Consider the following 23828-nt stretch of genomic DNA (forward strand, 5'->3'; position numbering starts at 1 on the left):
TGCAGACTGTACAAACTTACTCTCATTTCGCGCGCTTGAGCCGATCGATCTCCAGCTCCGTCCTGCCTACTCGCCCTGCCAAATATTCGACATCTTCTTTCGTAGCGAGCGTCTCAAGCTTTCCATTGATGGTTTCGAGCAGGGCAACGATGTCATCGTTGGATTCGGCTTCAATTCGATCCAACTGACTCTTAATTTCGCCCAGTTTGCCGTCCATTTCGTTAAACCTGTTGTCAACTTCGTTAAACCTGTTGTCAACTTCGTTAAACCTGTTGTCAACTTCGTTAAACCTGTTGTCAATCCCGTCAAATCGCTGGTTGACTTCTTTCGCAAACGTTACCTGATTTTCCTTCACGGATTTCAGTTCGCCTTGAATCGACTCCAGTATCGCTTTCAGCTCTTGATCCACGGTAGCTTTCCCTCCTTTCCTGATCGATAGGTCCATTGTATCAAATCCGCGGAAGGTTGGCATCTCGTTTTTCGGACAAGCCGCTCAGGCTTACGGAGAAGGCGAAGGAGTCGGAGTCGAGGCGCCTAAAAGCACCTCTTCCGCGGAGCGACGGGGACTAGGGAGCCCTCGGCTGATGGGATAACCTAGACGGAAGGTGAACACTCCCTCGTATCCGGGCTTGTTTACAAGACGAGCCAGCTCCCGGCCGAATACCGGTTCAATGCCAAGCTGCAGCTCGCGATCCCGTCGCTCATGCGGCTGGTTTAGCGGCTGTGCGGCCAGACCGTTTGCGGCCGTCCACAGATGTATTCTCTGCCACAGTCTGCCCGCCTGCATCAATTGCACGCGATCCGTCTGATCCTTGATCGCGATCGTACCGAAGGCTGACGCCGTAGCGACATAAGTATTTTTCGTCGCCTTCACCCAATAATCGTTGGACGTCTTCTCGGATACGGGGAACAGCTTGCCGATAAAGCGCGTAAAGGACGAATTGCCCGTTGCGTCCATGGTAGGGCCATCCTTGTGCCTCTGAATTTCGCCCCAGTCGTTCCGAAACCATCGATGACTGTCCGCAGACTGATTCCGATCGCTTGCGACCGCTTCCGTAGCGCCGACGATCAGCTTGCCCATTTCCCTTCTGCCGGCATCGTCGGCAAACCAGACGATACGAGCGTCATCCTGCACATCGGTCAGCTTTTCCAGCTCGCGCATAACCGAATCCTCTACCGGCTTCTCCGAGTCGTACGCAGCGCGATTCGTGTGACGATTGCCGATCGCCCGGTACAGCTCGGAAGGCTCTTCCAGCCCTTCCTCAAGCGATATTCCCGCGACATGAATCCGCTCCAATCCGCCGGAATACAGCTTAATACTCGGCCGATATCCGTATGCCCTGGCAGCCAATGCGGCATTCTCGACGGCGCAGCCCAGACTGATATACATTTCCCTCAACCAAGGATCGATCGTTCCGATGTTGCGGGAGACGTCCGCAAACAAATCGATCGAGCGGTCTCCGATGCGATACAGCCAAGGCTGCGTGTTGTGCGCATTCGCGGCCAGCACCGCCGCCCGGACGATGCGAAGCAGCGGCAAGTCTCCTTCCTCCACCTTCTCCCACGTATGCCAAGGCTCGTACGCCGGCCCGCTTCCCGTAGAGAACGCCCCCTGCTTCACGGCATGCGTTACACCCCCTACCGATACCAATGCTGCGACTGCGGCTGCCCCCTTCAGAAAGCTTCTACGCGACATCATCGTCATTTCCCCGTCTCCCCCTCCGCCAAATAAGGTCCTAGAATCGTCCAGATCAGCTCTAGTCCCTCTCCGAAACTCCGAGCGTCTACAGCCTCCCCGTTCATCTCCAGAAAGGCCAGCCAGTTGTTCGCCACGATCCAACACGCTGTAACCAGCTTGCGCACGTCTGCGAAACCTTCCGGAAACCGCAAGACGCCGTCAACGACGAACCGGTGTGCGAACCGCTCCTGTTCCGCCATCCGACTTTCCGTCATGCGGATATGCTTCTGCTTAAGCCGCTCGTCCGCCTGCAGCAGCGCGACCGCTTCCCGATAGAAGAAGCGGTATTGCCACAAAATTTCGAAGTTTCGCAGCAGCCGATCATGCAGCGTTTGTCTCGTGACGGGTTCGTCCGGCAGCTCCCATACGGGGTTCCACTCCGCATACATCCGGTCGAGGATGGCTTCGATGATTTCCTCTTTATTTTTGTAGTGATAATACAGGTTTCCCGGGCTCATATGGGCCGCGGCGGCGATATGATTCGTCGAAACTTTGCCCGTCCCTTGCTCGTTGAATAAAACCGCCGCCGCTTGCACGATGCGTTCCTTGGCGTTCAAACCTTCCCACCGCCCACAATTAGAGTATTTACTCTAATTTAAGCGAAAATAAGACGGTTTGTCAATTGTTACCGAATTTATAACGACAAGCTCTACTCCATCCTCTCCCTTAGCCTAACCGGAATCCAAATCTCGCTCCGGTAAGTCGGCGAGGAAGTATCCGGGCTTTCGTTCCAGAGCACCTCCGGGCCGACAGCCAGCTCATAGCTGGACGACGGGAACCATTCGGAATAGATTCGGCCCCATACGTTCTGCAGCGCAGCGGGAAATGGCCCGACCGCCTCGAACACGGCCCACGTGGCAGCCGCCACCTCCAACTGCGCCCAGTGCTCCCGGCAAGCCTCCGTCGTCGCCACTCCGATATAATGGTCGAGCTCGCCCCGCTCTTCCATTCTCCCTTCGGAAAAATTGGCCGAAGCGCTGATCATCCCGCGCGGTTCCACGTTCGAGAGCTGCTTAAGCTCCGCAATCCCTTCCCCATCCAAACTCTGCGCCAACGCCGCAATATCCGGGTTAACCCCCTGAAAAACGATGGGAACCCGCTTCATAACGCCGACAAGACGAAAAGCTTCCTTTTCCACGATCCGATAATGCATGGCATCTCCTCCTCCTACAGTTAGCTGGAAGGTAAGGCGGGGATACGCTGTGAGCGTCCGGCTGCCGCTGCGGGCTTCCGACGGCGTCATGCCGTGAACCGTCTGGAACGCTCTGGCGAACGCGTCTGCGGAGCTGTAGCCGTACTTTACCGCGACATCCAATACCCTCTCTCCGCTCCCGATCAGCTCAAGTCCGGCAAGCGTCAGCCGTCTGCGGCGAATGTATTCCGACAGCGACACTCCGGCCAAGGACGAGAACATGCGCTTAAAATGATATTCCGAGCAATAAGCCCGCCTGGCAACTTCCTGATAATCGATCTCCTCCGCCAGCCGATCCTCGATGTAGCCGAGCGCCGCGTTCATGCCCTCCAGAAAATTCATATCCAACGCCTCCTTCCTAAATATAGCCTATCAAAAGCCGCAGCCGCCCATCCGACTTTTTGTGCCCCGTTTTGCAGGTTCTCTCTCGTGAAGCCTGCCGCGAGCAAACTCCCAATTGCTGCTGTATGCGTTTTCTTGTTAAGATAAGTCTATCAACGCCCCTGCCATCGGCAGACGGATGCGACGCGGAGACGAGGGATGACCAAGTGGGAACGACCAAACATACCGGAAGAATTAAGCTGCCCGGCAGACCCGATCCGAAGCTGTGGGTCAGCAAAGTGCCGTTCGGACTAGGAAAAATAAAGCCTAAGCATATTCGCGACACGGTGAAGGTGATGTGGGACAATCGCGACAACCTCCCCTACGCGTATCGGATTTTGACCCGGGGCGTGTGCGACGGGTGCGCATTGGGAGTGGCGGGCCTGTACGATCAAACGTTAACCGGCCCGCATCTGTGCACGACACGGCTTAACGTGCTGCGGCTGAACACAATGCCCGCGATGAAGCCCGAGACGCTGCACGCCGACATCGACGAGCTGCGGAAGCTCGACAGCGCCCAGCTTCGCAAGCTGGGCCGCATCCCGTACCCGCTCGTTCGGCGCAACGGAGAACGAGCTTTCCGCCGCGCCACATGGGAAGAAGCCATGGAGCGAATCGCAGGCAAAATTCGCTCCATCGACCCGAAACAGCTCGCCTTCTACCTTACCGCGCGCGGCATTACGAACGAGTCTTACTATGCAGCGGCGAAGGCGGCTCGATACATCGGCACGAACAATATCGACAACGCCTCGCGGATTTGCCACTCTCCCTCGAAGACGGCGCTGAAGCGATCGCTCGGCATCGGCGCTTCAAGCTGCAATTACAAGGACTGGATCGGCACCGACGTGCTCGTCTTCTGGGGCAGCGTCGCGGCGAACAACCAGCCGGTATCGACCAAATACATGTATGCGGCCAAGCGCAAAGGAACCAGAATCATCGTCATCAATCCTTACCGCGAGCCGGCGATGGAAGGCTACTGGATCCCTTCGATCGCGGAATCCGCCCTGTTCGGAACGAGGCTGGCCGACGACTTCTACCAGGTCAATATCGGCGGAGACATCGCTTTTATGAACGGCGTGATGAAGACGTGGTTCGAGATGGAGGCGGAGAAACCGGGCTCGGCGATCGATCACGCATTCGTCCGCGAGCATGCGTCAGGCTACGAGGAGCTACAAGCGCACGTAGACAAACAAGACTGGGAGACGCTAGTCCGCTCCTCCGGCTTATCGCGCGAGCGAATCGGCCAGTTCGCCCGGCTGCTGGCGGCCTCGCGTTCCGGCATCTTCGTCTGGAGCATGGGGCTGACGCAGCATCGCTTCGGCACCGACAACGTCTCGCAGGTCGCCAATCTGGCGCTGCTGCGCGGCTTCCTCGGACGCGAGCATTGCGGCGTCATGCCGATTCGCGGCCATAGCGGCGTGCAAGGCTCCGGCGAGATGGGCGCGGACCCGTTCAGCCTGCCCGGCGGCGAGTTTGCCGGCAAGGATATCGAGCGAATCGAGAAGCTGTGGGGCTTCGAGCTGCCCAAGTGGCAGGGCGACATCGTCGGCGTCTCGCTGGAGAATGCGCTGCTGCCGGACGATCATGAGCGCAGACTGAAGCTGTTCTACACGTCCGGCGGCAACTTCCTCGAAACAATGCCCGAGCCGGACTTCGTCAGAAGCTGCCTCGAGAACGTCGACGTCCGCGTTCACCAGGACATCGTATTCAATACCTCCACGCTGGCCGACGCGCGCGAGGAAGTGTGGGTGCTGCCCGCGATGACGCGCTACGAGCAGCCGGGCGGCGGAACGTCGACGTCTACGGAGCGCATGGTTTATTTCTCGCCGGAGATTCCCGGTCCGCGAATGCCGGAAGCCCGGCCGGAGTGGTCGATCTATGGCGAACTGGCTTTGCGGGTCAAGCCGGCAACGGAAGGCCAAGCCGCAGGAGCCGCGTTTAAGGACGCGGCAAGCATTCGTGCGGAGATTGCGCTGGCCGCGCCGAACTACGCCGGGATCGAACGGCTGGAGAAGCAGGGAGACGTGTTCCAATGGGGCAACGCCTGGCTGTGCGAAGGCGGCGTCTGTCCGACGGAGGACGGCCGGGGACGGCTGCTGCCGATCGAGCTGCCGGAGCTGCGCAAACCGGAGGGACGGTTCTATGCGACGACAAGACGCGGCAAGCAGTTTAATTCGATGGTGTACGGGGAGATCGATCCGTTTAACGGAGCGGATCGCTACGATGTGCTCATGAACGCCGAAGACGCCGCGCAGCTTCATCTTCGCACGGGCGACGCGATTGTCGCCTACAATCGGTACGGCGTTTTTCACGGGCGGGCCAAGTCCGCCGACATTGCTCCCGGCAACATCGAGCTGTACTGGCCGGAAGGGAACGTGCTGCTGCCCAAAGGCGTTTACGAGCCTTATGCCGGCATTCCGGAATACAACGCGGCCGTTATCGTCGAGAAGGCGGACACGTATCATGCGCTGAAGGATACTCGTTACGTCGAACGAAGAATTGCCGAATTGGAGCTTGAGGTGCCGGAATGAGCGAACATCGCGAGGAGACAAGAGAGGAAACAAAACCGGAAGCGGAAAACCGCTCCAGCATCGCATGGCGAACGCTCAGACTGAGCGGAGGGGATATCGAGGAAAAGGAGGACGAGATCGCGGCGGAGTTCCCGCTGACGATCCGGCTGGACGGAGAGGAGTTTGCGACATTGGTCTGCTCGCCGGACGACTTGGCGGATCTCGTCTTCGGCTTTCTAGCCTCCGAAGGCGTTATCCGCGAGGCAGACGATATCCGCAACTGGTCTCTCGACGAGCAGCGCGGCTTCGCCTACGTCGAGCTGCAGCGGCCGCAATCCACGGCCAAGGAACTGCATTCCAAACGAATTATCGGCTCCTGCTGCGGCAAGAGTCGACAGTTTTATTTTCACAACGATGCCCGTACAGCCAGAACGATAACCGGAGGAGCCGCAATCCCGGCCGAGCGCTGCTTTGAGCTGATGAGCAGACTCCAAGCCAGCTCGGCGGGCTTCCATCTGACCGGCGGCATCCACCATGCGGCGCTGTGCGACGAGACAGGCGACGGCATCGTCGTGCGCGCCGACATCGGCCGCCACAACGCGCTCGACAAGCTGTTCGGCCACTGCCTGCGCCGCGGTCTGTCGACAAAGCGACGCATCATCGCCTTCAGCGGGCGGCTCTCCTCCGAGGTCGTGCTGAAGGCGGCGAAGATCGGCTGCCCGATTCTGCTGTCCAAGTCCGCGCCGACCGATCTCGCCCTGCGCCTCGCCGTCGATCTGGGCATCACCTGCGTCGGCTTCATCCGCGCGGACTCGTTAAACGTGTATACGCATCCGCAGCGGATCGTCATGCCTATGTAAAGTTGAACCAATGAAGGGGGGGCCCATTTGATTGCAAAAGGGATGGTTTTGCCGACTTCAGACAGGTTGTTTTGGGCTGCTTGGATCAATAAGTACGATAGAGGTAAGCAGCCCAAAGCCAAAACTCGCGGCAAAACCATTCCCTTTCTCCATTCCATTGGGTCCTTTCTTCGATGTATATTTGGTTCAACTTACGCAGCTAATAGCTTAACAGAGTCGCCAGCGCCCCGGGGCTTCCCGCATAAGCTTCGGGGGCTTGCGCCAACGGATATATGCCGGTGACAAGCGGCTTTGTCGTTATCCTTCCTTCGGAAAGAAGACGAATATACTCCCCGAGATTACGCCCTTCCGTCCAACGCACATAACCGATCGGATAATCGCAATTGTCCCTCTCGTAAGCCGCATCGTATCTCCCCGGTCCGCCGGCGCGCGAAATAAGCATTTGCGCTTCCTTGGCGAACAGCAGCTCGCGGGAAAATTCCATCGTCACATCGCCGACGACGACTACTTTACCCTGCGGGCGAATCCATTGCAGCGCCTTGTTCAGCAGACGCTCGCCCGGACCGCTGGCGCAGACGATAACGGCATCGACGCCAATGCCGCCGCCGGTGAGCGCCGTCATTGCTTCCTCCAGCCGCGCTTCCTCCTCGTACACAGTCTTTACTCCCAGCCGCTTCAACTGCTCGACGCGCGCCCGATCTAGATCGATTCCAAACGTGCGGTAGGCTGCCGCATGGGCAATTTGCGCAATCAGATTCCCCAGTATTCCCAAGCCAACGACAGCAACCGACTCTCCGAAGCTGAGCCGGGCAACCCGAAGCGCATGCACGGCAATCGCGCCCAGCCCGCCGAACGCCGCCTCCTCCGCCGCGACGGAGTCGGGAACAAGCGCCGTTAAATTCGTCGGCACGGCAAGCCGCTCGGCGTGATACACATAAGGCGCGCCGTAGCAGGCGACCCGCTTGCCGAGCAAGCCGGCGTCCGCTCCCTCTCCGACCCGCTCCACGATACCTACGGCACTGTAGCCCAAATTAACCGACTGCTCCGGCGCCCGCTTAACGATGCTTAGTTCCGTGCCAGGACTGATCGCCGAAAACTCTGTTCGAACAAGAATATGACCCTCCCTCACAGTCGGCGTCTCCAGCTGCTCAAGCGCGACTCTCCCCTGCCTTGTAACGATTCCCTGCATCTACGATGACCTCCCGAATAATCGCATTCAGCTTTCATATTGCTTGCGATACTCGCTCGGGGACACTCCTACGTATTTCCGGAACGTCGTCGTGAATGTTGACGCGTTTAAGTAACCGGTCTTCTCGGCAATTTCCGCAATCGACAGGCCTCTGTCCCTAAGCATCTCTTTCGCATGGGACAGCCTGATCTTATTAAGATATTCCACGTAGTTCACGCCGAACGTCTTCTTGAAATAGCTCGAGAAATATTTCGGAGTCGTCCCTGTTACTTCCGCAATATGATCCAGATACATATTTTCCATATAATGAAGCTCGACGTACTGGGCGATAAACGCCGGATTCAGCTTGCTAAGCTTCTCCTTGCCGCCCAATCCCGCCAAAACTTGGGCTGCCTCAATCAACGTCCGTTCAATCTCCCCATATTCCATAGCGGACTCGATCCGCTCGCAAACTCGGCGTTCCAGGTCGTACAGACGCTCGGCGTCCGACGAATCTCCCGCATGTCGCAGCATCGAGAATAAAATCGTCTTGGCGATATGCACGAACTGATGATGAGAAACGCCGCGCTGCCGATTCTCCTCCATCATGTCGCGAATCGCGCGAACGCTCTCCTCCGCCTTGCCGCTGGCCAACAGGTTGGATAGCTTCTCCATGCTTTCGATCGGAAAATGGATCGTCCGCGCGTACTGAATCTTCGCTGCGTCCGTCACCCTGTCGGCATCGATTATGCTGCGGGATCGCCGACCGCCCATCATATCGCGATAAGCGCGCGGTCCGTTCTCAAGCTCGCTTGGATACGGCTTGCTGACGCAGCATCGGAGAGCGAAGCCCTCCCAGGTTTCCCGCTCCGAGCGTTCCAAATAAGCCTCGATGCCCTTGATCATCCCCGCTCTCTCGCCGGGATGCTTAAGCCCGATGACGGCGACAAATTGCGAGCTTCCCGTATGGAATACCTGGGCCTCGACGTTCTCTCGCCTTAATCCTTGCCGAATTGCATTTTCCAGCTCAGCTGCGGGCAGGGCCAGGCGACTGTCCTGCTCCTTAGCGCCAAATTCGATAAGCGCCATGGCGAAATGCTTCTCCCGGAAAAATTCCGGGTAACTTCTCTGCATGCGCCATTGCCGCTCTTCGCTCTGGACGGACTCGTCAAGCCACTGCAGGAATGCCCCTCTGCGCAAATCGGTCTCGTCATGCGCCGCCTGATCTCTGAAATCCTCGTTTTCCGTCTTCAGCTTCACGATTCCGCTATAAATTTTCCGAAAATCGTTGCCTTTGCTGTTCCCGCCCCCTAGCAGCTTAAGAATGCTCTTGACCGGACGGTTCAAGTACACGCTAAGGAAAACCGACAGCAGCACCGCCGACGCGATCGCCGAACCCATAATCAACAGATTGGCTCTGGCTACCGTATTCAAGTTTTTAAACTCGTATGGAACTTTGTCGATATAAATAAATCCGTTATATTCCGACTGATAGAAGTTGTATTCGTAATTTTCCCGCGTAATGGACGCTTCCCGATCCGCATTAAAATAGACGTCGCTCAGCACGTTCACCAGATCCAGCTCCTTGTCGGTGCTGAGAATGGTGTTCCGATCTTGGTCCAACACGATCAAGGACGCTCCGGGAATCATCGTTTTCCGGTTCGCGTGCTGCATAAAGACATCCACGTCGATCAGCATCATCACGTTTTTGCTGGACATCTGCACTTTGTTTCCGCCTACGGCGACCAGAAACTTCTTATGGCGCGGCTTCTGGCCCGCTGTCGTCAGCACGGAAAAATCCGCTTCCGGGAACACCTTAAACGCATGCTTGGTCGCGGCGAACGTACGCCAATAGCTCGCATTGTACATCTCGTGCTTGTACTGCTCGTCGAAGAAAAACGTAAAGCTGCTCGTTCCTTTGGACGTAATCGCAAGATTGGCTCCCGGATAGGAAACGACTACTTCTTCTATAAATTCCGCCGTCGACACCAGTGTCGACAAATTGTCCACCATCGTGTACACCTTGCTCATATCCAGGCGGCCCTCATCGGCCGTCCCAAGATCGTCGTAAGGGGGCAGACCGTGAATGGAATGAATGATGTTGTTGATCGTACGGAAGTTGTTATCGAACGACTGCACGAGAGATTTGGCCGCAAGCGCGTTGTTCTCGCTGACTTTTTCGAAAATGCCGGAAATCGAATTTTGATACACGAAATAAGAAGAGGCGAGCATGATGGCGATGACCGACAGCATAGACAGGAAAATTTGCAGTACGCCCAGATTTTTGAATAGCTTTCTCACCGCCGCTCATCCCTTTCCTTCATGATGCGCATCTCCTTAGTTCGCCGAAAGCTCGTTTATCCCTTCTCCGATCCCAACGTAACGCCTTTGGCAAAATATTTCTGCGCGAACGGATAGATCAGCAGCACGGGAATCATCGACAGGACGATGGTCGCGTTCTTCAACGCTTGCGGCGCCAGAGCGGCCGCGTCCACCAGACTTGCCGTATTGCCCTCGCTGAAAATCAGCATTCCCCTCAGCACGACCTGTAGCGGATGCATCGTCTGATCGTTCAAATAAATCATCGGGATGAAGAAGCTGTTCCAGTGCCCGACGAAGTAAAACAAGCCAATGGACGCCAGGGCCGGCTTGGCCAAAGGAATGACGATGTTGAACAAAATCCGATATTCCGACGCGCCGTCGATCAGCGCGGCCTCGCGAATCGCCTTGGACATGCTCTCGTAGAAGCTTTTCAGAATGATCAGCTCGAACGTCCAGATGGCGTTGGGCAGCACAAGCGCCCATACGGTGTCGAGCAAGCCCAGCTTCTGTACGATCAAGAAGTTCGGAATAATGCCCGGCTGCAGAAACATGGTAACGACAATGGCGAGCATCCACCACTTGCGCCCGAAAAACTGCGGCTGCGACAACGGATAGGCGGCAATCGCCGTAAACAGCAAATTAAGAAACGTGCCCAGAGAAGTATAATAGATCGTATTCAGATAAGCACGCGGAATTTTGTTGTCCGTCAGCACCTGCGCGTAAGCGCTCAGATTAAAACCTTTTGGCCACAGAAACACTTTTCCTTGCGTGACGCTGGCCGTATCGCTTAACGAAACAGCCGTAATATACAAGATAGGGTAGAGGGTAGCCACCGCTACCGCGATGAGAACCAGACCGTTCAGGATGCCGAACGGCGACCATTTGCGTTGTCCTACCATATGCCGTTGCCTCCAAGCCGTTTGCTCGCATAGTTCGCCGCCAGCAGCAGCGTCATTGCCACGACCGCCTCGAACATGCCTACGGCGGCGCCGAAGCTATAGTTGGACTCCAGAAGCCCTTTGCGATACACATACGTCGAGAACACGTCCGCCACCTCGTAGGTCATCGAATTATAGAGCAGCAGCACTTTCTCATAGCCGACGCGAATGACCGAGCCTGTCTTTAGAATCAGAATAATCAGCATTGTAGGCAGCAAGCCGGGCAGCGTAATGTGGCGAATCATCCGCATACGGCTGGCTCCGTCCACCTTGGCCGCTTCGTACAGAGTCGGACTGATCCCCGAGATCGCCGCAAGGTAGATGATCGCCTCGTAGCCCGTCGTCGACCAGATTTCCGACATCACATAGATGGGGCGAAACCAGTCCGGATCGATCAGAAAATATTTGGCTTGAAAACCAAATGCTTGAATGACCCGGTTAATCAAACCGTTATTCGGCGAGAGGAAATCGATGATCATGCTGCTGATGATGACGACCGACAAAAAGGTAGGCAAATAGCTGGCCGTTTGGATCGTGCGCTTAAACCACGACAGACGAACTTCGTTCAACATGACCGCGAGCAGAATCGGAAACGGAAATGCGCAGATCATCGTCAGCAGTCCGAGCAGCAGCGTATTGCGAAACAGGACGAAGAAATCCGGGCTGGCAAAGAAGCGTTCGAAATGCTTGAAGCCGACCCATGGACTGTCCAGTATTCCCGTAAAAACGTTGTAGTCTTTAAATGCGATAATTAAGCCGTACAACGGGCCGTATCTAAACATCGCGTAAAAAATGAGACAAGGGATAAAAAGCACGAACAATTGTTTATCCCTTGCAAGATGTTTGGCCGTCGCGGACATTCGCGCTCGGAACGTACGGACGTCCGGCTGGCGAATCTGACGAACGGCCTCCGCGTTAGTATTCCGCACGGGCGGATTCCTCCTGTCTTCGATTGCGGCGCCCGGACGTCTCTGCGTCCGGGCGCCGCAACGGAACTCTGATGCGCTCTCCGGGTCCGTCGGTTACTTGGCGGCGTCGAAGCGCTTCTGCGCTTCGTTAAAGATATCGATCAGCTTCGTCGTACCCAGCTTGACCGCGTTGTTTTTCCAGTCCTCCCACTGGCTCTCGCCGTGGGACTTGTCAAGAATGTAGCGCGCGTTGAATTCCTGAGCCGACTTCTCCAGCGACACTTGAATTTCGGCGATGGCCGCAATCTCGTCGTCGGTGAAATTCAGCACCGGATCAAGCGGCTCGAAGCGATTGTCCTTGATGATCTTGTCCTGCGCTTCCTGCTCTCTTTCGGTTAGGTTGTAGTAGACGCTGCGATGGTCCGGCGCCAGATACATCCCTTCCAGCCAGAGGCCGTAGCGCTCATCCAGCACTTTAATATCGACGTTCGGCACATCGGCGAGCTCGGGATAAACCGGCTTGCCGTTCGCGTCGAAGTTAAATGTCTCGCCTTCTACGCCCAACGTCACCAGCGCGGCACCGGACGGACTGGTCAAGTAATCGAGCAGCTTCAGCGCGACTTCCTTTTTAGGACCGTTAGCCACGGTGATGCTTAGGCTCATATCGGTTTCCGGCAAAGTCAGCGTACGGCCCGTCGGTCCGATCGGCAGTCCGTAGCGAAGATCGTAATCGGGATTCTGCGCGCCGACCTGATTGCGGAACAGTTCCATTCGGCCAATCCAGTCGTAGGTGACGAAGGATTTGTCCGACGTCATTTTCGAGGTCCAGGAGTCCGGCGTATCCGTCAGAAACTCGGGATCAAGCAGATTTTCGTTATAAAGCTTCTTCAGGAAATCGAGCATCTCTTTGTGCTCGGGTTGGATGGCCGCATACTTCCACTCTTTCGCATTCTCGTCGTAGTATGCAGGATAGTTAGTGCCTCCGACGCCCCAGCCGTAAGCCAGGCTCTTGAAAATATATTCCTTGTTTTTGGATGCGAACGGATAGGAATCGGGATAAACTTCCTTCAATTTCTTAAGAGCTTGGTAGAAGCTCTCGGTATCGGTCCATTCCGGGATGCCGTTCTTCTCGAAAACGTCCTTGCGGAACATCATCCCGTGGTTGACGGCCCGGTTCATCTTGTAGATCGGCCAGGAGTAAAGCTTGCCGCTCTCGTCGCCGTACGACTTCACGATCCACGGATTCTCGTCGATGTACAAACGTTTGAAGTTCGGCAGCATATCCGCATAGTCGTTGATCGCCACTACGGCCTTCTGCTGGCCGAGCTTCTTTAACTCCGCCGGGTTAAGCCCGTGGAAAATGTCCGGGAGCTTGCCGGAGGCGATCGTCACTCTCAGCTTATCCGGATACGTTGTCGGCGAGACCGTGATCAGATTGACCTTAATGCCCGTGCGCTTCTCGATCTCTTTGGCAATCAGCTTGTCGTTGGCCGGAAACTCGCTTACAAGCATCCAGTCGATCGTAGTCGGCTTATCGACGAGCGGCAGCGTCAAGCCTCCGGTGTCCCCGTAATCGTTCGCCGACGGCGCGGATGACGCTTCGGGCGATCCGCTCGCTTCCGTGGAAGCGGGGGCCGATTGACTCGGTCCGGCTCCCTTGTTATTGCCCGCATCGTTGCCCGAGCAACCGGCTAACGCGGTTAGCGTCAACGAGAGCGCAAGCACGAGACCCCATAGCTTTCTTGTCATTTGTTTTTCCTCCCCAGAATTTGATGTGGCGTAGTTTGGTCTGGCATCTCAAATGCTAGGGCCTAATCTCCGCTTTCGTAAATAAAGCGTTTTCACAAAGTGCGGAATTTCAAAGTCTTCATTGTTGCAGAAAATAAGAAAACCCTTATTTATCAAGGCTTCAAGCCGTGTGGAAAATGATAAAGCAGTGGAAAATAATCATGTATCCCATTATAACACCGCTTTCATGAATAGCGAGAGCAGCTTCTTTCCATTGCTCCGAGCATGAGGCAGCTCTATATCTCAAATCGTTCGCGAAGGCAAATTCGGATAAGCGAATAGTCGAATTCCCGCCTTGTTTTCCGACGTCGTTCGCCGGACAATGAACGCATACCCAACAACATGCGGAGGGATTACGAATGAGTAAAATCAAAGCGGCCATTATCGGCTGCGGCGCAATCGCCAGCAATGCGCATATTAAAGCTTATATGAACAACGCCGACGCAGAGATCAAATATTTCTGCGACATCGACCTCGCCAGAGCCGAGCAAGCGGTGCTCGCCAACGGCTGCGGAACGGCCATCTCCGATTATCGGATCATTCTGGAAGATCCCGAGGTAGAGGCCGTATCCGTATGCACCCCGAACCATCTGCACGCCCCGATCTCCATCGCCTGCCTGCAGGCGGGCAAGCATGTGCTGTGCGAGAAACCGGCCGCGCGCACCTACGAGGAAGCGCTCACGATGCAGCAGGCGCAGCACAAAGCGGGCACAACGCTGAATATCGGCGTCGTCAATCGCTTTAACGCCAACGTCAATGCGATCAAGCGGATGATCGAAGCCGGCGAGCTCGGCGAATTGTACCATGTCTATGTCAGCTTCCGTTCCCATCGTTCGATTCCCGGACTCGGCGGCGCCTTTACGACGAAGGCGGTCGCCGGCGGCGGCGCGCTGATCGACTGGGGCGTGCATTTTCTCGATATCGTGATGTACTGCGCAGGCGATCCCCGTCCGGTTACCGTGTCCGGACAGGCTTACAGCAAGCTGGGAAGCGATATTGCAGGCTATGCTTACACCAATATGTGGGCGGGACCGCCGAATCCGTCCGGCACCTATGACGTGGACGACTTCGTTACCGGCCTGATCCGCACGGAAGGACCGACGATTTCGCTTAACGGCGCATGGGCCCAGAACATCGGCGTCGAAGAAATGTTCATCGATTTTCTCGGCGACAAGGCCGGCATCCGACTTCAATACGGCCAAGACTTTATCGTATACGGCACGAAGGACGGAGCTTTGTCCGAGACGAAGCTTAAGCTCAAGCAGGAGGATATGTTCCAGAACGAGATCGACGCCTTCCTGCGCTGTGTACGCACCGGAGAGAAGCTGGCCTCTCATATCGATACCGTCATTCTTTCGTCCCAGATTATTCAGGCAATCTACGACTCTTCGGAGCAACGCGGCGAAATCGCACTGCAGGCGGAAGGCGGTCGAATCGAAGGATGATCAAAATCGGCTTTATCGATTATTTCCTGGACGAATGGCATGCGAATCAGTACCCGACATGGATCGAGCAAGCGTCGGGAGGAACGATGAAGGTCGCATACGCCTATGGCCTGAGGGATAAGGATGGCGGACTGACCAATGACGTCTGGTGCGAGAAAATGGGCATCGAACGGCTTGCGTCCATCGAAGCCGTCGTCGAGCGGAGCGACTGTCTCATTGTGCTGTCCCCGGACAACCCGGAGTTTCACGAAGCGTTAGCGGAACTGCCCGCCATGTCCGGCAAGCCCGTATATGTAGACAAGACGTTCGCGCCCGACCGGGCCGCGGCAATGCGCATCTTCCGGAAAGCCGAGCAGCACGGAACGCCGCTCTTCTCGTCATCCGCTCTGCGCTTCGCCCCGGAATATGCCGAAGCCGCCGGTCGCCCGATCGATGCGATCTGCAGCGTCGGACCGGGCCGCTTCTCCAACTATGCCGTTCATCAGATCGAACCGGTCGTCGCCCTGATGGGCCCCGAAGCCGAGCGGGTCATGTTCATCGGCACGGAGGCGGCCCCGGCGCTGCTGATCGGCTTCTCCGGCGGCAGACAGGCTTCAATCCATTTGCTGCAGGATAGCCCGTTTCGCCTCACCGTTCAGCATAGCGCGGGTTCGTCCGTCAGCGCGACTGCGGAAGCGGATTTCTTTGCCGGATTCATCGCGAGTCTGGTACAATTTTTCCGTACGGGGGAAACGCCGGTTAACTCGGCGGAGACGATCGCCGTCGTCTCGATTATCGAAGCCGGCCTGCTGGCCGCTCGCGAGCCTTATCGCTGGTTCGACCTCCCCCGCTAACTTCACACGGATCGAGGCGCTGGGGATGGAGAACGAAAATCGGGATGCAGGCTGTCTGTTTCACTTCGATAATGTGTTCGAGCCGGAAATGGCGGTATACGGCGGCATCGAGCTGTATCAGATCGGGGAAATCAGCTGCCAGGGCGGCTACGAGATTGCTCCTCATAACCAAATGTGTCTCGAATTAAGCTGCATCGTGTCCGGCAAAGGGTATTTTCGCATCGACGATACTCTGATTCCCGTCGCGGAAGGCGATATCTTCTTAAACGCCGTCGGGCACGTGCATGCAATCTCGGCAGATCCTGCCAGCATGCTTCGTTACGTCTACATGGGATTCCGTTTCAACGAGAAGGCCGACGCCATCTTCTCCGAGATCGGGTCCTATTTTCAATCCGCGCCCTACCGTCATGCCCGCGATCCCTACAATCTGCTCATCCCCTTTAAGCGTAATATCGACGAGTTTTATTCCGCCCGTCCCGGCTCCCACACGATGATTCGCGGCTATCTGGAGCAAATTCTCGTGCTGGCGTACCGCACGTTTACCGAAACGGGCGAGCTCTCTCCCTATGCGCCGAACATAACGGCTCCCTCGGTCGGCCACACGGTCTACCGCGTCATCCGTTATGTCGAGAATCGCCTGTTCGAGTTGACCAGCATCAAGGAAATCTCCGAGGAGCTCAATTACAGCTATACTTATTTGTCACGAACGTTTAAGCAGAAGACGGGCATGACGCTGCAGCGCTACATCAATCAGAAGAAAATCGAGAAAGCGCTGGAGCTGCTGCGTTACGGCGACCTGACCGTCAAGGAGACCGGGGAACGCCTGAATTACGAAACGCCGCAATCCTTCAACAAAGCGTTCGTGCGAGTGATGGGCTATCCTCCGTCGCATTACGTCGCCAAGCTGCGTTCCGGTTCTTCGGACAGCTAGGGCGTGTCTGAATACTCCGAGGGTAGCAGATTTTTGAAAGATGCCCCTGAGCGGGTTTTCAGACACGTCCTAGCTTCGCATGGCGATGGCGTTGCCCGAAGCGTATCTGCGCAGGCCTTGACGGAAGAGCAGCGCGGCTGCTGCCGTCAAACCGCAGGCCATTCCGACCGCTCCTGCGGCGAAGAGCGGATCGAAATCGCGTAGCAGGCCGATCGGCATATAGCTGATAAAACCGGCCGGCACAAGCGAGAACAGCGCAAGCCTCACGACGCCGCGAAAAATATCGGACGGATACGTCGTCAGAGCAATAAAGCTTTGGAATAGCTGCTGCGTCATCCCTTCCGCATGGCCGATCCAGAAGGCGGAGCAGCCGGCGAGCACCATCACCGCGATAAACAGCGCTCCGCTGATCAGAAGGGCCAACCCGAAGAGCAGCAGGCCGCGCAGCGACGTATCCCCAACCATCAGGTAGACGGCGACCCCGAATAGCAAATCTCCCGCCGCCGTTACCGAACAGCGGCTGACAAGCACGCTGAGCAGTACCGGCCGCGGCTGCGACAGCTGCACGTCCAGTTGGCCCGTCGCCACGATGCCCGCTATTCGGCTGAAGTTCCCGAACAGCATCGCGGCCCAGCCGAAGCCTCCCGTACTGACCGCCCACAGCATCATAACGTCGTGCAGCTCCCAGCCTTGCACGATGGGAAACCGATTGAAAAACAGTCCCCAGAAAAACAGCCAGATCGTATTGTTCACGAACATCATCCCCGCCAAGAGCAGGAAGCTGAGCCGATATTCCATAGCCGAGGCCAGATTCAGCTTCCAGCACGTCCAGACGAAGCGGATGTTCGCCAGCGCTTTACCCCCCATTGACATGAAGCTTCGTCACCCCTCTCCGATACATTCGGCTCACCGCCAACGCAAGCAATACGATCCAGCCGATTTGAATGGCAAGCTGTCGGCCAAGCAGCGCCGCATCGAAGTGCACGGCCATTTTCGCCGGATAATACAGCGCCGCCTGGAACGGCAGCCAAGCGCAAATCCGCTGCAGCCATTCCGGCATCAGATCGATCGGCAGCAGCATGCCGCCGATCGTAAATTGCAGCTTCTGCAGGACGAAATACAAGCCGCTCGTCTCCTCCACCCAGAAGGCGCACAATCCGACCAGCATCAGCAGCAGGAACGTAACCGTCAGCGCTCCGACGCTGAGCGCCAGCAGTCCGAGCCAGCCTAGGCCGAAAGCCGGCGGGCCAACGAACGGCCAGGCGATGGCGCTGCCGACGAGCAGATGTACGGCGAAACGGGTCAGCGCTTCGGACGCGAACACCGAGAAGTGATAGCCGACATACGATTGCGGCCGGATAAGCCGGATTGCGACGTCGCCGTTCTTCACCTCCTCCTCGATGCGGGAGCATAGCGGCGGAGCCGCCATCGTCAGCGCTTCGGTGAAGACGAGGTACCAGACGATCTGCTTCAGCGTGAAGCCGGAGATGACGAGCTCGTAATCGCCGCCATAGGCCGCCGACCAAAGCTGGATGAAGACGAACAGGATAAACAGCAGGAAGAAGCCGCGCATCGCAAAATCGGTCTTGTAAGCAAGCTGATGACGAAAGGCGATGCGGCCGACCGCGGTCGCTTTGCGCCCTGCCGCCGCCCAGCGGCTGCCGCTCTCTTCGATCATCGCTCCGCCCCCTCTCTCATCCCGTAAATATGCTTGATGATCTCCTCGAGCGGAGGGTCCTCGACGTTCACATCCGTAAAGCCGACGCGTCCGAGCAATTGCCCCAGCACGCGCTCGATCGTCGTCAGCTTCAGATCGACGGCTAAGCGACAGCTCCCCCCGCGGCTCTCCCAGCAGGCGCCTTCAATATCCGGCAGCGCAGCCGCATCGAAGCCTTCTGCCAGCTTCAGCGTGACGAGCTTGCGGCTGAGCACCTCCCGCTTCATCCGTTCCACCGGCTCGTCGATCAATACGCCCCCGTGATGGATAACGACGGCCCGCGAGCAGAGCGACTCGACGTCTCCGGCATCGTGCGAGGTCAGAAATACGGTCGTGCCCTCCTCGCGGTTCCGCTCGCGAATCAGCTCCCGGATACGCTGCTTTACGACGGCGTCCAGCCCGATCGTCGGTTCGTCCATGAACAGTAGCTGCGGCCGGTGCAGGAACGAGGCGGCGATCTCGCAGCGCATGCGTTCTCCGAGGGACAGCTTGCGTACCGGCGTATGCAAATAAGGGCCGAGCTCGAAGCGCTCGATCAGGTCGTCCCTGCGCTGCCCGTAATCGCTGCGCTTCAACTCGTAGATGCGGCCGATCAGCTCGAACGTATCGATCGGCGGCAGGTGATACCAGAGCTGCGACTTCTGCCCGAACACGGTGCCGATCCGGAAGGCGAGCCGTTCGCGCTCCTTCCAGGGCGTTAAGCCGAGCACCTCCGCCTCCCCGTAAGATGGATGCAAAATGCCGGTCAGCATCTTGATCGTCGTCGATTTGCCCGCTCCGTTCGGGCCGAGGAAAGCGACCGTCTCCCCCTGCCTTACGTCCAGATCGATGCCCCGCACCGCTTCCTTCGTCTCCCACGTCGGCTTCCAGAGCGCCCGGAAGCTTCCGGACAGCCCGGCCGCTTTTCTTTTTACGCGAAACGTTTTGCCCAGCTTTCTCGTTTGCAACGCCAGCATCGCAATCCCCTTCTCCCCTCTGCTTCGGTAAAGCAAAAAAGACCTCTGGCCAGTCCCGCCGCAATGCAGCGGAACTTGCCCAAGGTCTTTTATCCCTCGCGGTGTAATGCGGCGCGAGCCGCAACCGGCTTCGCTCGGTTCGGCGAGTTCGGCGCTGTTGCGCGCCCGACTCCCGGCTCCCTAGAAGCCCTTCCGTTTGATGTTAGATTGTACCTTGACTCGCAGAGAATGGCAAGACATTTTTATCTCCCATTTTCATCTCCTGTTTGTTCCTCTTCGAAGACCCATCGAGGCGACCGTCATTCCCTCATGAATACGCGTTCCCGCCGTCGACAAGCGACGCGGCCGTGTCGTAATCGATCGCGAGGTCCGCCGCGGACAAGCTGTCCAGCAGATGCTCCTTTTTCTTGCAGCCGACGATCGGGAATATCGGGAACGGATGGGCCAGCAAATAAGCGAGCGCAACCTGCGTCGAGGTAGAGCCGAGTTCGCGGGCCAGCCGCTCGGTCCGTTCCAGACGGGCGAAGTTCGTCTCGTTATAGTAAGAGCGGCCGACTCCGCTTCCGGACAATTCCGCCGCCGTCTCCCGGCGATGCTTACCGCTAAAAAAACCGTTCGCCTGCGAGCTGTACGGAACGGCCGCGATTCCGGTGCGGCGATGCCATTCGACGAACTCCGCGTCGGTGACGACTTGCGTCGAGTCCGGGATCGCGCCCGGATTGATCTCGGCCAGATTCCACAGATTTTGCACGGCAACGAAGCCGGTATAGCCTTTGCCGACAGCGTATTCGTTGGCCTGCTCGACGCGAGCGATCGTCCAGTTCGAGCAACCGTAATAACGGATTTTGCCTTCGCGGACGAACCGCTCCAACGTCTCTACGATCGTCTCTACCGGAACGGTAGGATCGTCCCTGTGCAAATAGTATAGATCGATATGATCGGTGCCCAATCGGCGCAGACTGCCTTCCAGATCGGCGGTCATATCCGCAGGAGTGATTCTGGGGACCGTCATCGTCTCCAACCGCGGATGTCCGCCTTTCGTGGCGACGATCAGGTCGTTGCGGTTACCGCGCGACTTCATCCATTTTCCGAGAAACCTTTCGCTGCTGCTAGGCTCGATAGGCAGCCAGTTGGCGTACACTTCGGCCGTATCCAGAAAGTTGCCTCCGCGATCCGTATACAGATTCAGCAGCTCCTCCGATTCCTTCTCCGGAACGGAAGCTCCAAGATCGGCGGTTCCCAGGCTGATGACGGATGCGACGAGATCGGTGCGAGTGATCGTCTTCATTTTCATCGCAAAACCATTCCCTTTCTCCATTCCATTGGGATATCTCTTCAAGGTATTTTGGTTCAACTTATATAAATATTAGCGCATCTATGATTATATCATTTCCGCCTCTCCCGTCGCCTGCCAAATAGGACTTCAGGTCAGCCGTAAGCAAAACGGGATTGCCGCCAAGCCGCGGATCGTCATCGACCCGAGCCTTGCGGACAATCCCGTTGGCATTAAAAATTCGATCTGAGGGAGCGAAAAGGAATTCGTAGCGGAGTGTTGTTTATAGCACGAGCCTCCCCTCGGCAGCGGATGCTTATTCTCCCATGGCCATCATGACCACTCAGTCCTTCCGGCCTGCGGCTCCGCCGACGGGATTCGCCAGCAGCTGCAGCAGCGAAACCGGAAGTTCGTCCGGGGCGAACGTTTCCGCTCTCCCGGCCAAGTCGTCTTCGTCCGGCTCGCGGTCGATCTGGACGGACTGATAGATTTTATACAATAATCCCATTACTTGCTCCTCCTTCATCGTTAAAGATCGTTGTCAGGATCGGGCAGCTCCGCTTGCGGCAAGCTTGACGAACTCGCTTCCGAACCGTCTGCACGCTTCCGCCTCCTCCGTCGAAGGAGACAATTCCACTTTCAGTCCGGGCAGCACAACGTCCGCCCCCGTCTCCCTCAGTTTGTTGATCAACAGGCCCACCGCTGCGCCGTATTCCGGGTAGCAGGAATCGCAAGATCCGAAAACCGCCGCTTTGCGTCCCGTCAACCGGATGTCGTCCATCTCCTCGTAAAAATCCAGAAACTCGTCGGGCAGCTCTCCGTCTCCCCACGTATACGCTCCGAGCAGAACGGCGTCGTACCTCTCCAACTCTGAGGCATTGGCATCCATGACCGATTTGACGACGACTTCGCCGCCCGCCGAACGGATGCCTGCAGCGATCGCATCGGCCATCTCCTCCATGTTGCCCGTCATGCTCGCGTAGATCAGAACGATGTCCGCCAAAGCCGCAGTCTCCTCTCTTGCCGTCCGCCGCCTCCAAAGCAGCATCACGTTATAGGTGTCTATAGTATTCCGAAAGGAATGGGTGCCTTTGGTGCAATGCGTATCCTCAAGTCCGGCTTTCTCGGTAATATCATAAGTGATAATGATTATCATTGTCAATATTGATTGATAAGCTTTTTGCACAGTGCATGGCTAAATTTCGCAGCGTTAGGATGAGAAAGCAAAGCTGGCGAAGTGACTTGCCGATAATGCGCAGGCGTCCCCGATACCTCATGGTAAACAAGGCGGGTTTCCCGCTTTAAATTCAGCTATCGGGCAGATTCGGCGGGATTAAAGCGGAGTACCCGCTTTATTTTTCGGAAAATCGGCTTTTCTCGAATTTAAGCTGGAAAATCCACTCTATTTTTTTCAAAATGGCTCATTTCGCAAATTTAAGATCGATTTTCCGCTTTAGCGTATTGACGTCCAACCGGCACTTCCCAGCGGAAGATAGTCGATCTCCCCCGTCGCAGCGCTTAGATTGGATTTTCGAATCAGGACTTGTCGGGTGTGAAACGCAATCGGCACAATAAAGTCTGCTTTGCAAAGCTCCCCTTAATCATCTATAATGCGAAATAAATGATAATCATTCTCATTCAAGGAGAAAAGAATATGAGCCTCTTGAAACACGCGGACAGCGATGCGGCGGCGGATTCAGTACGGAGCTCTTTTGAGAAAATTCGCGAATACGTGGCCGAGCATTACGACGAGCCGTTAACGCTGGAACAGCTGGCCGGCATGACGTCGCTCAGTCCCAAATATTTCGGAGAGCTGTTCAAAAAACAGTTCGGCCAAAGCGTAACCGACTATGTAACGGAAGTTCGAATCAGTCAGGCCAAACGCTATTTACGCGACACGGACGGACTGCTGCGCGACATCGCGCGCAAAGTCGGCTACGCCGACGAGTTTTATTTCAGCCGCAAATTCAAAAAGGAAGTAGGGGTTCCCCCTTCCGCCTACACGCGTAGCGCAACAAGACGGATCGCCGCCCTGTCCCCGTCTTCCGTCGGATACTTGCTTGCGCTCGGAATAGTTCCGGTCGCCGCCCCGATTGATGCCAAATGGACTCCCTATTACTATCACACCTACTACTCCCGTATTTCGATTCATCTCAAGCAAGGGGAAATGGATGCGACGGACGCCGACAACGCACTGTTGAGAGGCCGGCCCGACGCTGTGATCGGCTATGAACAGCCGAGAATCCCGCGCCTGCTGGCGGCTCTTGAACGGCGCTCCCTCCCGCTGTTCGTACCGGATCGTCAGCTCGGCTGGGAGGTCCAGCTTCGTCAGATCGCCGAGTTTCTGGACGCCCAAGGACGCTGCGAGGCCTGGATAACCGCTTACCGCCGCAAAGCCGAGCAAGCGCGCGAGCTCGTCGGTCAAGCGGTCGGCCGCGATACGTTCGTCGTCCTGCGTTTATGCGGGAACAACTTTTATCTCTACTGCAATCGGGGGATTCGCGATGTCGTCTACCACGACCTGCAGCTCCGCGCCGCTTGCCTGAAAGCCGATGTGTATAATGAAAAAATCAGTCTCCGGCAGCTTAAAAGCCTTAATCCCGACCGTATTTTGCTGCTGATCTGTCCGGACGACGAGACGCGGACGGCCTGGCTGGCCCTTCAACATTCGGCGGAATGGCGCACTCTTGCCGCGGTGAGCGGCGGCCGGGTTTATTCGATACCATCCGATCCCTGGTTCGAGTATTCCGCCTTCTCGATTAACCGCATGCTGAATGAAATGCTGATGATGTTTACCGGAAAATGTCCAAACGACGATCTGGAATACGTCCATGGAGACGGAAGACGCTCTGAATTATAATTATTTAG

The 23828-nt window shown here is 56.6% G+C and carries 21 protein-coding genes; 6 read left to right on the top strand and 15 right to left on the bottom strand.

The annotated features are described in order from the left end of the window. Positions 1-66: 66 nt before the first annotated feature. The 4 genes from J4772_RS36880 to J4772_RS04050 all read right to left on the bottom strand — a co-directional run bounded on the left by J4772_RS36880 (position 67) and on the right by J4772_RS04050 (position 3272). Positions 67-333 carry a hypothetical protein gene (locus J4772_RS36880; RefSeq protein ID WP_371822818.1) on the bottom strand — a complete coding sequence of 89 codons (267 nt, stop codon included), beginning with the start codon at positions 331-333 and terminating at the stop codon, positions 67-69. Between the two features lie 166 nt (positions 334-499). Then, the gene (locus J4772_RS04040; RefSeq protein WP_209074234.1) at positions 500-1705 is read right to left on the bottom strand and encodes a twin-arginine translocation signal domain-containing protein; all 1206 of its coding nucleotides are present in this window, start codon (positions 1703-1705) and stop codon (positions 500-502) included. Then, positions 1702-2295, bottom strand: a complete 594-nt coding sequence (locus tag J4772_RS04045; RefSeq protein WP_116060222.1) for a TetR/AcrR family transcriptional regulator — start codon at positions 2293-2295, stop codon at positions 1702-1704. Before J4772_RS04045 ends, J4772_RS04040 begins: the two co-directional genes overlap by 4 nt. Before the next feature lie 92 nt (positions 2296-2387). Further along, on the bottom strand, positions 2388-3272 hold the full coding sequence (locus J4772_RS04050; protein ID WP_209074235.1) for an AraC family transcriptional regulator: 885 nt from the start codon (positions 3270-3272) through the stop codon (positions 2388-2390). 206 nt (positions 3273-3478) lie between these two features. Between J4772_RS04050 and J4772_RS04055 the strand changes: the two genes are divergently transcribed. Continuing rightward, positions 3479-5842, top strand: coding sequence for an FdhF/YdeP family oxidoreductase (locus tag J4772_RS04055; protein WP_209074236.1), 2364 nt, complete (start codon positions 3479-3481; stop codon positions 5840-5842). After that, positions 5839-6681, top strand: coding sequence for a formate dehydrogenase accessory sulfurtransferase FdhD (gene fdhD / locus J4772_RS04060; protein ID WP_209074237.1), 843 nt, complete (start codon positions 5839-5841; stop codon positions 6679-6681). Before J4772_RS04055 ends, fdhD begins: the two co-directional genes overlap by 4 nt. A gap of 199 nt (positions 6682-6880) precedes the next feature. Here the strand turns inward: fdhD and J4772_RS04065 are convergent, their stop codons facing one another. From J4772_RS04065 to J4772_RS04085, 5 genes are all read right to left on the bottom strand, one after another. Continuing rightward, positions 6881-7870, bottom strand: a complete 990-nt coding sequence (locus tag J4772_RS04065) for a zinc-dependent alcohol dehydrogenase (RefSeq protein ID WP_209074238.1) — start codon at positions 7868-7870, stop codon at positions 6881-6883. A gap of 27 nt (positions 7871-7897) precedes the next feature. Then, complete coding sequence (locus J4772_RS04070; RefSeq protein ID WP_209074239.1) at positions 7898-10150, bottom strand: helix-turn-helix domain-containing protein; 2253 nt, start codon at positions 10148-10150, stop codon at positions 7898-7900. A 56-nt stretch (positions 10151-10206) separates the two neighbouring features. After that, positions 10207-11070 carry a carbohydrate ABC transporter permease gene (locus J4772_RS04075; protein ID WP_209074240.1) on the bottom strand — a complete coding sequence of 288 codons (864 nt, stop codon included), beginning with the start codon at positions 11068-11070 and terminating at the stop codon, positions 10207-10209. After that, entirely contained in the window at positions 11064-11969 is a 906-nt protein-coding gene (locus tag J4772_RS04080) for an ABC transporter permease (RefSeq protein ID WP_116060295.1), read from the bottom strand. Before J4772_RS04080 ends, J4772_RS04075 begins: the two co-directional genes overlap by 7 nt. 162 nt (positions 11970-12131) lie before the next feature. Next, entirely contained in the window at positions 12132-13766 is a 1635-nt protein-coding gene (locus J4772_RS04085; protein ID WP_209074241.1) for an extracellular solute-binding protein, read from the bottom strand. Between the two features lie 398 nt (positions 13767-14164). Between J4772_RS04085 and J4772_RS04090 the strand changes: the two genes are divergently transcribed. Genes J4772_RS04090 through J4772_RS04100 form a run of 3 tightly spaced genes read left to right on the top strand, consistent with a single transcriptional unit; the run spans position 14165 to position 17014 of the window. Further along, positions 14165-15250: a Gfo/Idh/MocA family protein gene (locus J4772_RS04090; RefSeq protein WP_209074242.1), complete on the top strand. Its 1086-nt coding sequence runs from the start codon at positions 14165-14167 to the stop codon at positions 15248-15250. Further along, entirely contained in the window at positions 15247-16083 is an 837-nt protein-coding gene (locus tag J4772_RS04095; RefSeq protein WP_209074243.1) for a Gfo/Idh/MocA family oxidoreductase, read from the top strand. The genes J4772_RS04090 and J4772_RS04095 overlap by 4 nt, the downstream gene beginning before the upstream one ends. Positions 16084-16108: 25 nt before the next feature. Next, complete coding sequence (locus J4772_RS04100; protein ID WP_116060212.1) at positions 16109-17014, top strand: helix-turn-helix domain-containing protein; 906 nt, start codon at positions 16109-16111, stop codon at positions 17012-17014. A gap of 69 nt (positions 17015-17083) precedes the next feature. Here the strand turns inward: J4772_RS04100 and J4772_RS04105 are convergent, their stop codons facing one another. The 6 genes from J4772_RS04105 to J4772_RS04130 all read right to left on the bottom strand — a co-directional run bounded on the left by J4772_RS04105 (position 17084) and on the right by J4772_RS04130 (position 21963). After that, positions 17084-17887, bottom strand: coding sequence for an ABC transporter permease (locus tag J4772_RS04105; RefSeq protein ID WP_247741010.1), 804 nt, complete (start codon positions 17885-17887; stop codon positions 17084-17086). Continuing rightward, a complete protein-coding gene (locus J4772_RS04110) occupies positions 17871-18692 on the bottom strand; it encodes an ABC transporter permease (protein ID WP_209074244.1) in 822 nt (273 codons plus the stop codon). Before J4772_RS04110 ends, J4772_RS04105 begins: the two co-directional genes overlap by 17 nt. Continuing rightward, positions 18689-19687, bottom strand: coding sequence for an ABC transporter ATP-binding protein (locus J4772_RS04115; RefSeq protein WP_209074245.1), 999 nt, complete (start codon positions 19685-19687; stop codon positions 18689-18691). Before J4772_RS04115 ends, J4772_RS04110 begins: the two co-directional genes overlap by 4 nt. Positions 19688-19994: 307 nt before the next feature. Next, complete coding sequence (locus J4772_RS04120; RefSeq protein ID WP_209074246.1) at positions 19995-21005, bottom strand: aldo/keto reductase; 1011 nt, start codon at positions 21003-21005, stop codon at positions 19995-19997. Positions 21006-21303: 298 nt separating this feature from the next. Further along, a complete protein-coding gene (locus J4772_RS04125; RefSeq protein WP_209074247.1) occupies positions 21304-21468 on the bottom strand; it encodes a hypothetical protein in 165 nt (54 codons plus the stop codon). A gap of 33 nt (positions 21469-21501) precedes the next feature. Next, positions 21502-21963: a flavodoxin gene (locus tag J4772_RS04130; RefSeq protein ID WP_209074248.1), complete on the bottom strand. Its 462-nt coding sequence runs from the start codon at positions 21961-21963 to the stop codon at positions 21502-21504. Between the two features lie 651 nt (positions 21964-22614). Here J4772_RS04130 and J4772_RS04135 point away from each other — a divergent pair. Further along, positions 22615-23820 carry a helix-turn-helix domain-containing protein gene (locus J4772_RS04135; protein ID WP_209074249.1) on the top strand — a complete coding sequence of 402 codons (1206 nt, stop codon included), beginning with the start codon at positions 22615-22617 and terminating at the stop codon, positions 23818-23820. The last annotated feature ends 8 nt before the right edge of the window (positions 23821-23828 follow it).

It is taken from the genome of Cohnella sp. LGH (genome assembly GCF_017671885.1).
Classification (GTDB): Bacteria; Bacillota; Bacilli; order Paenibacillales; family Paenibacillaceae; genus Cohnella; species Cohnella phaseoli.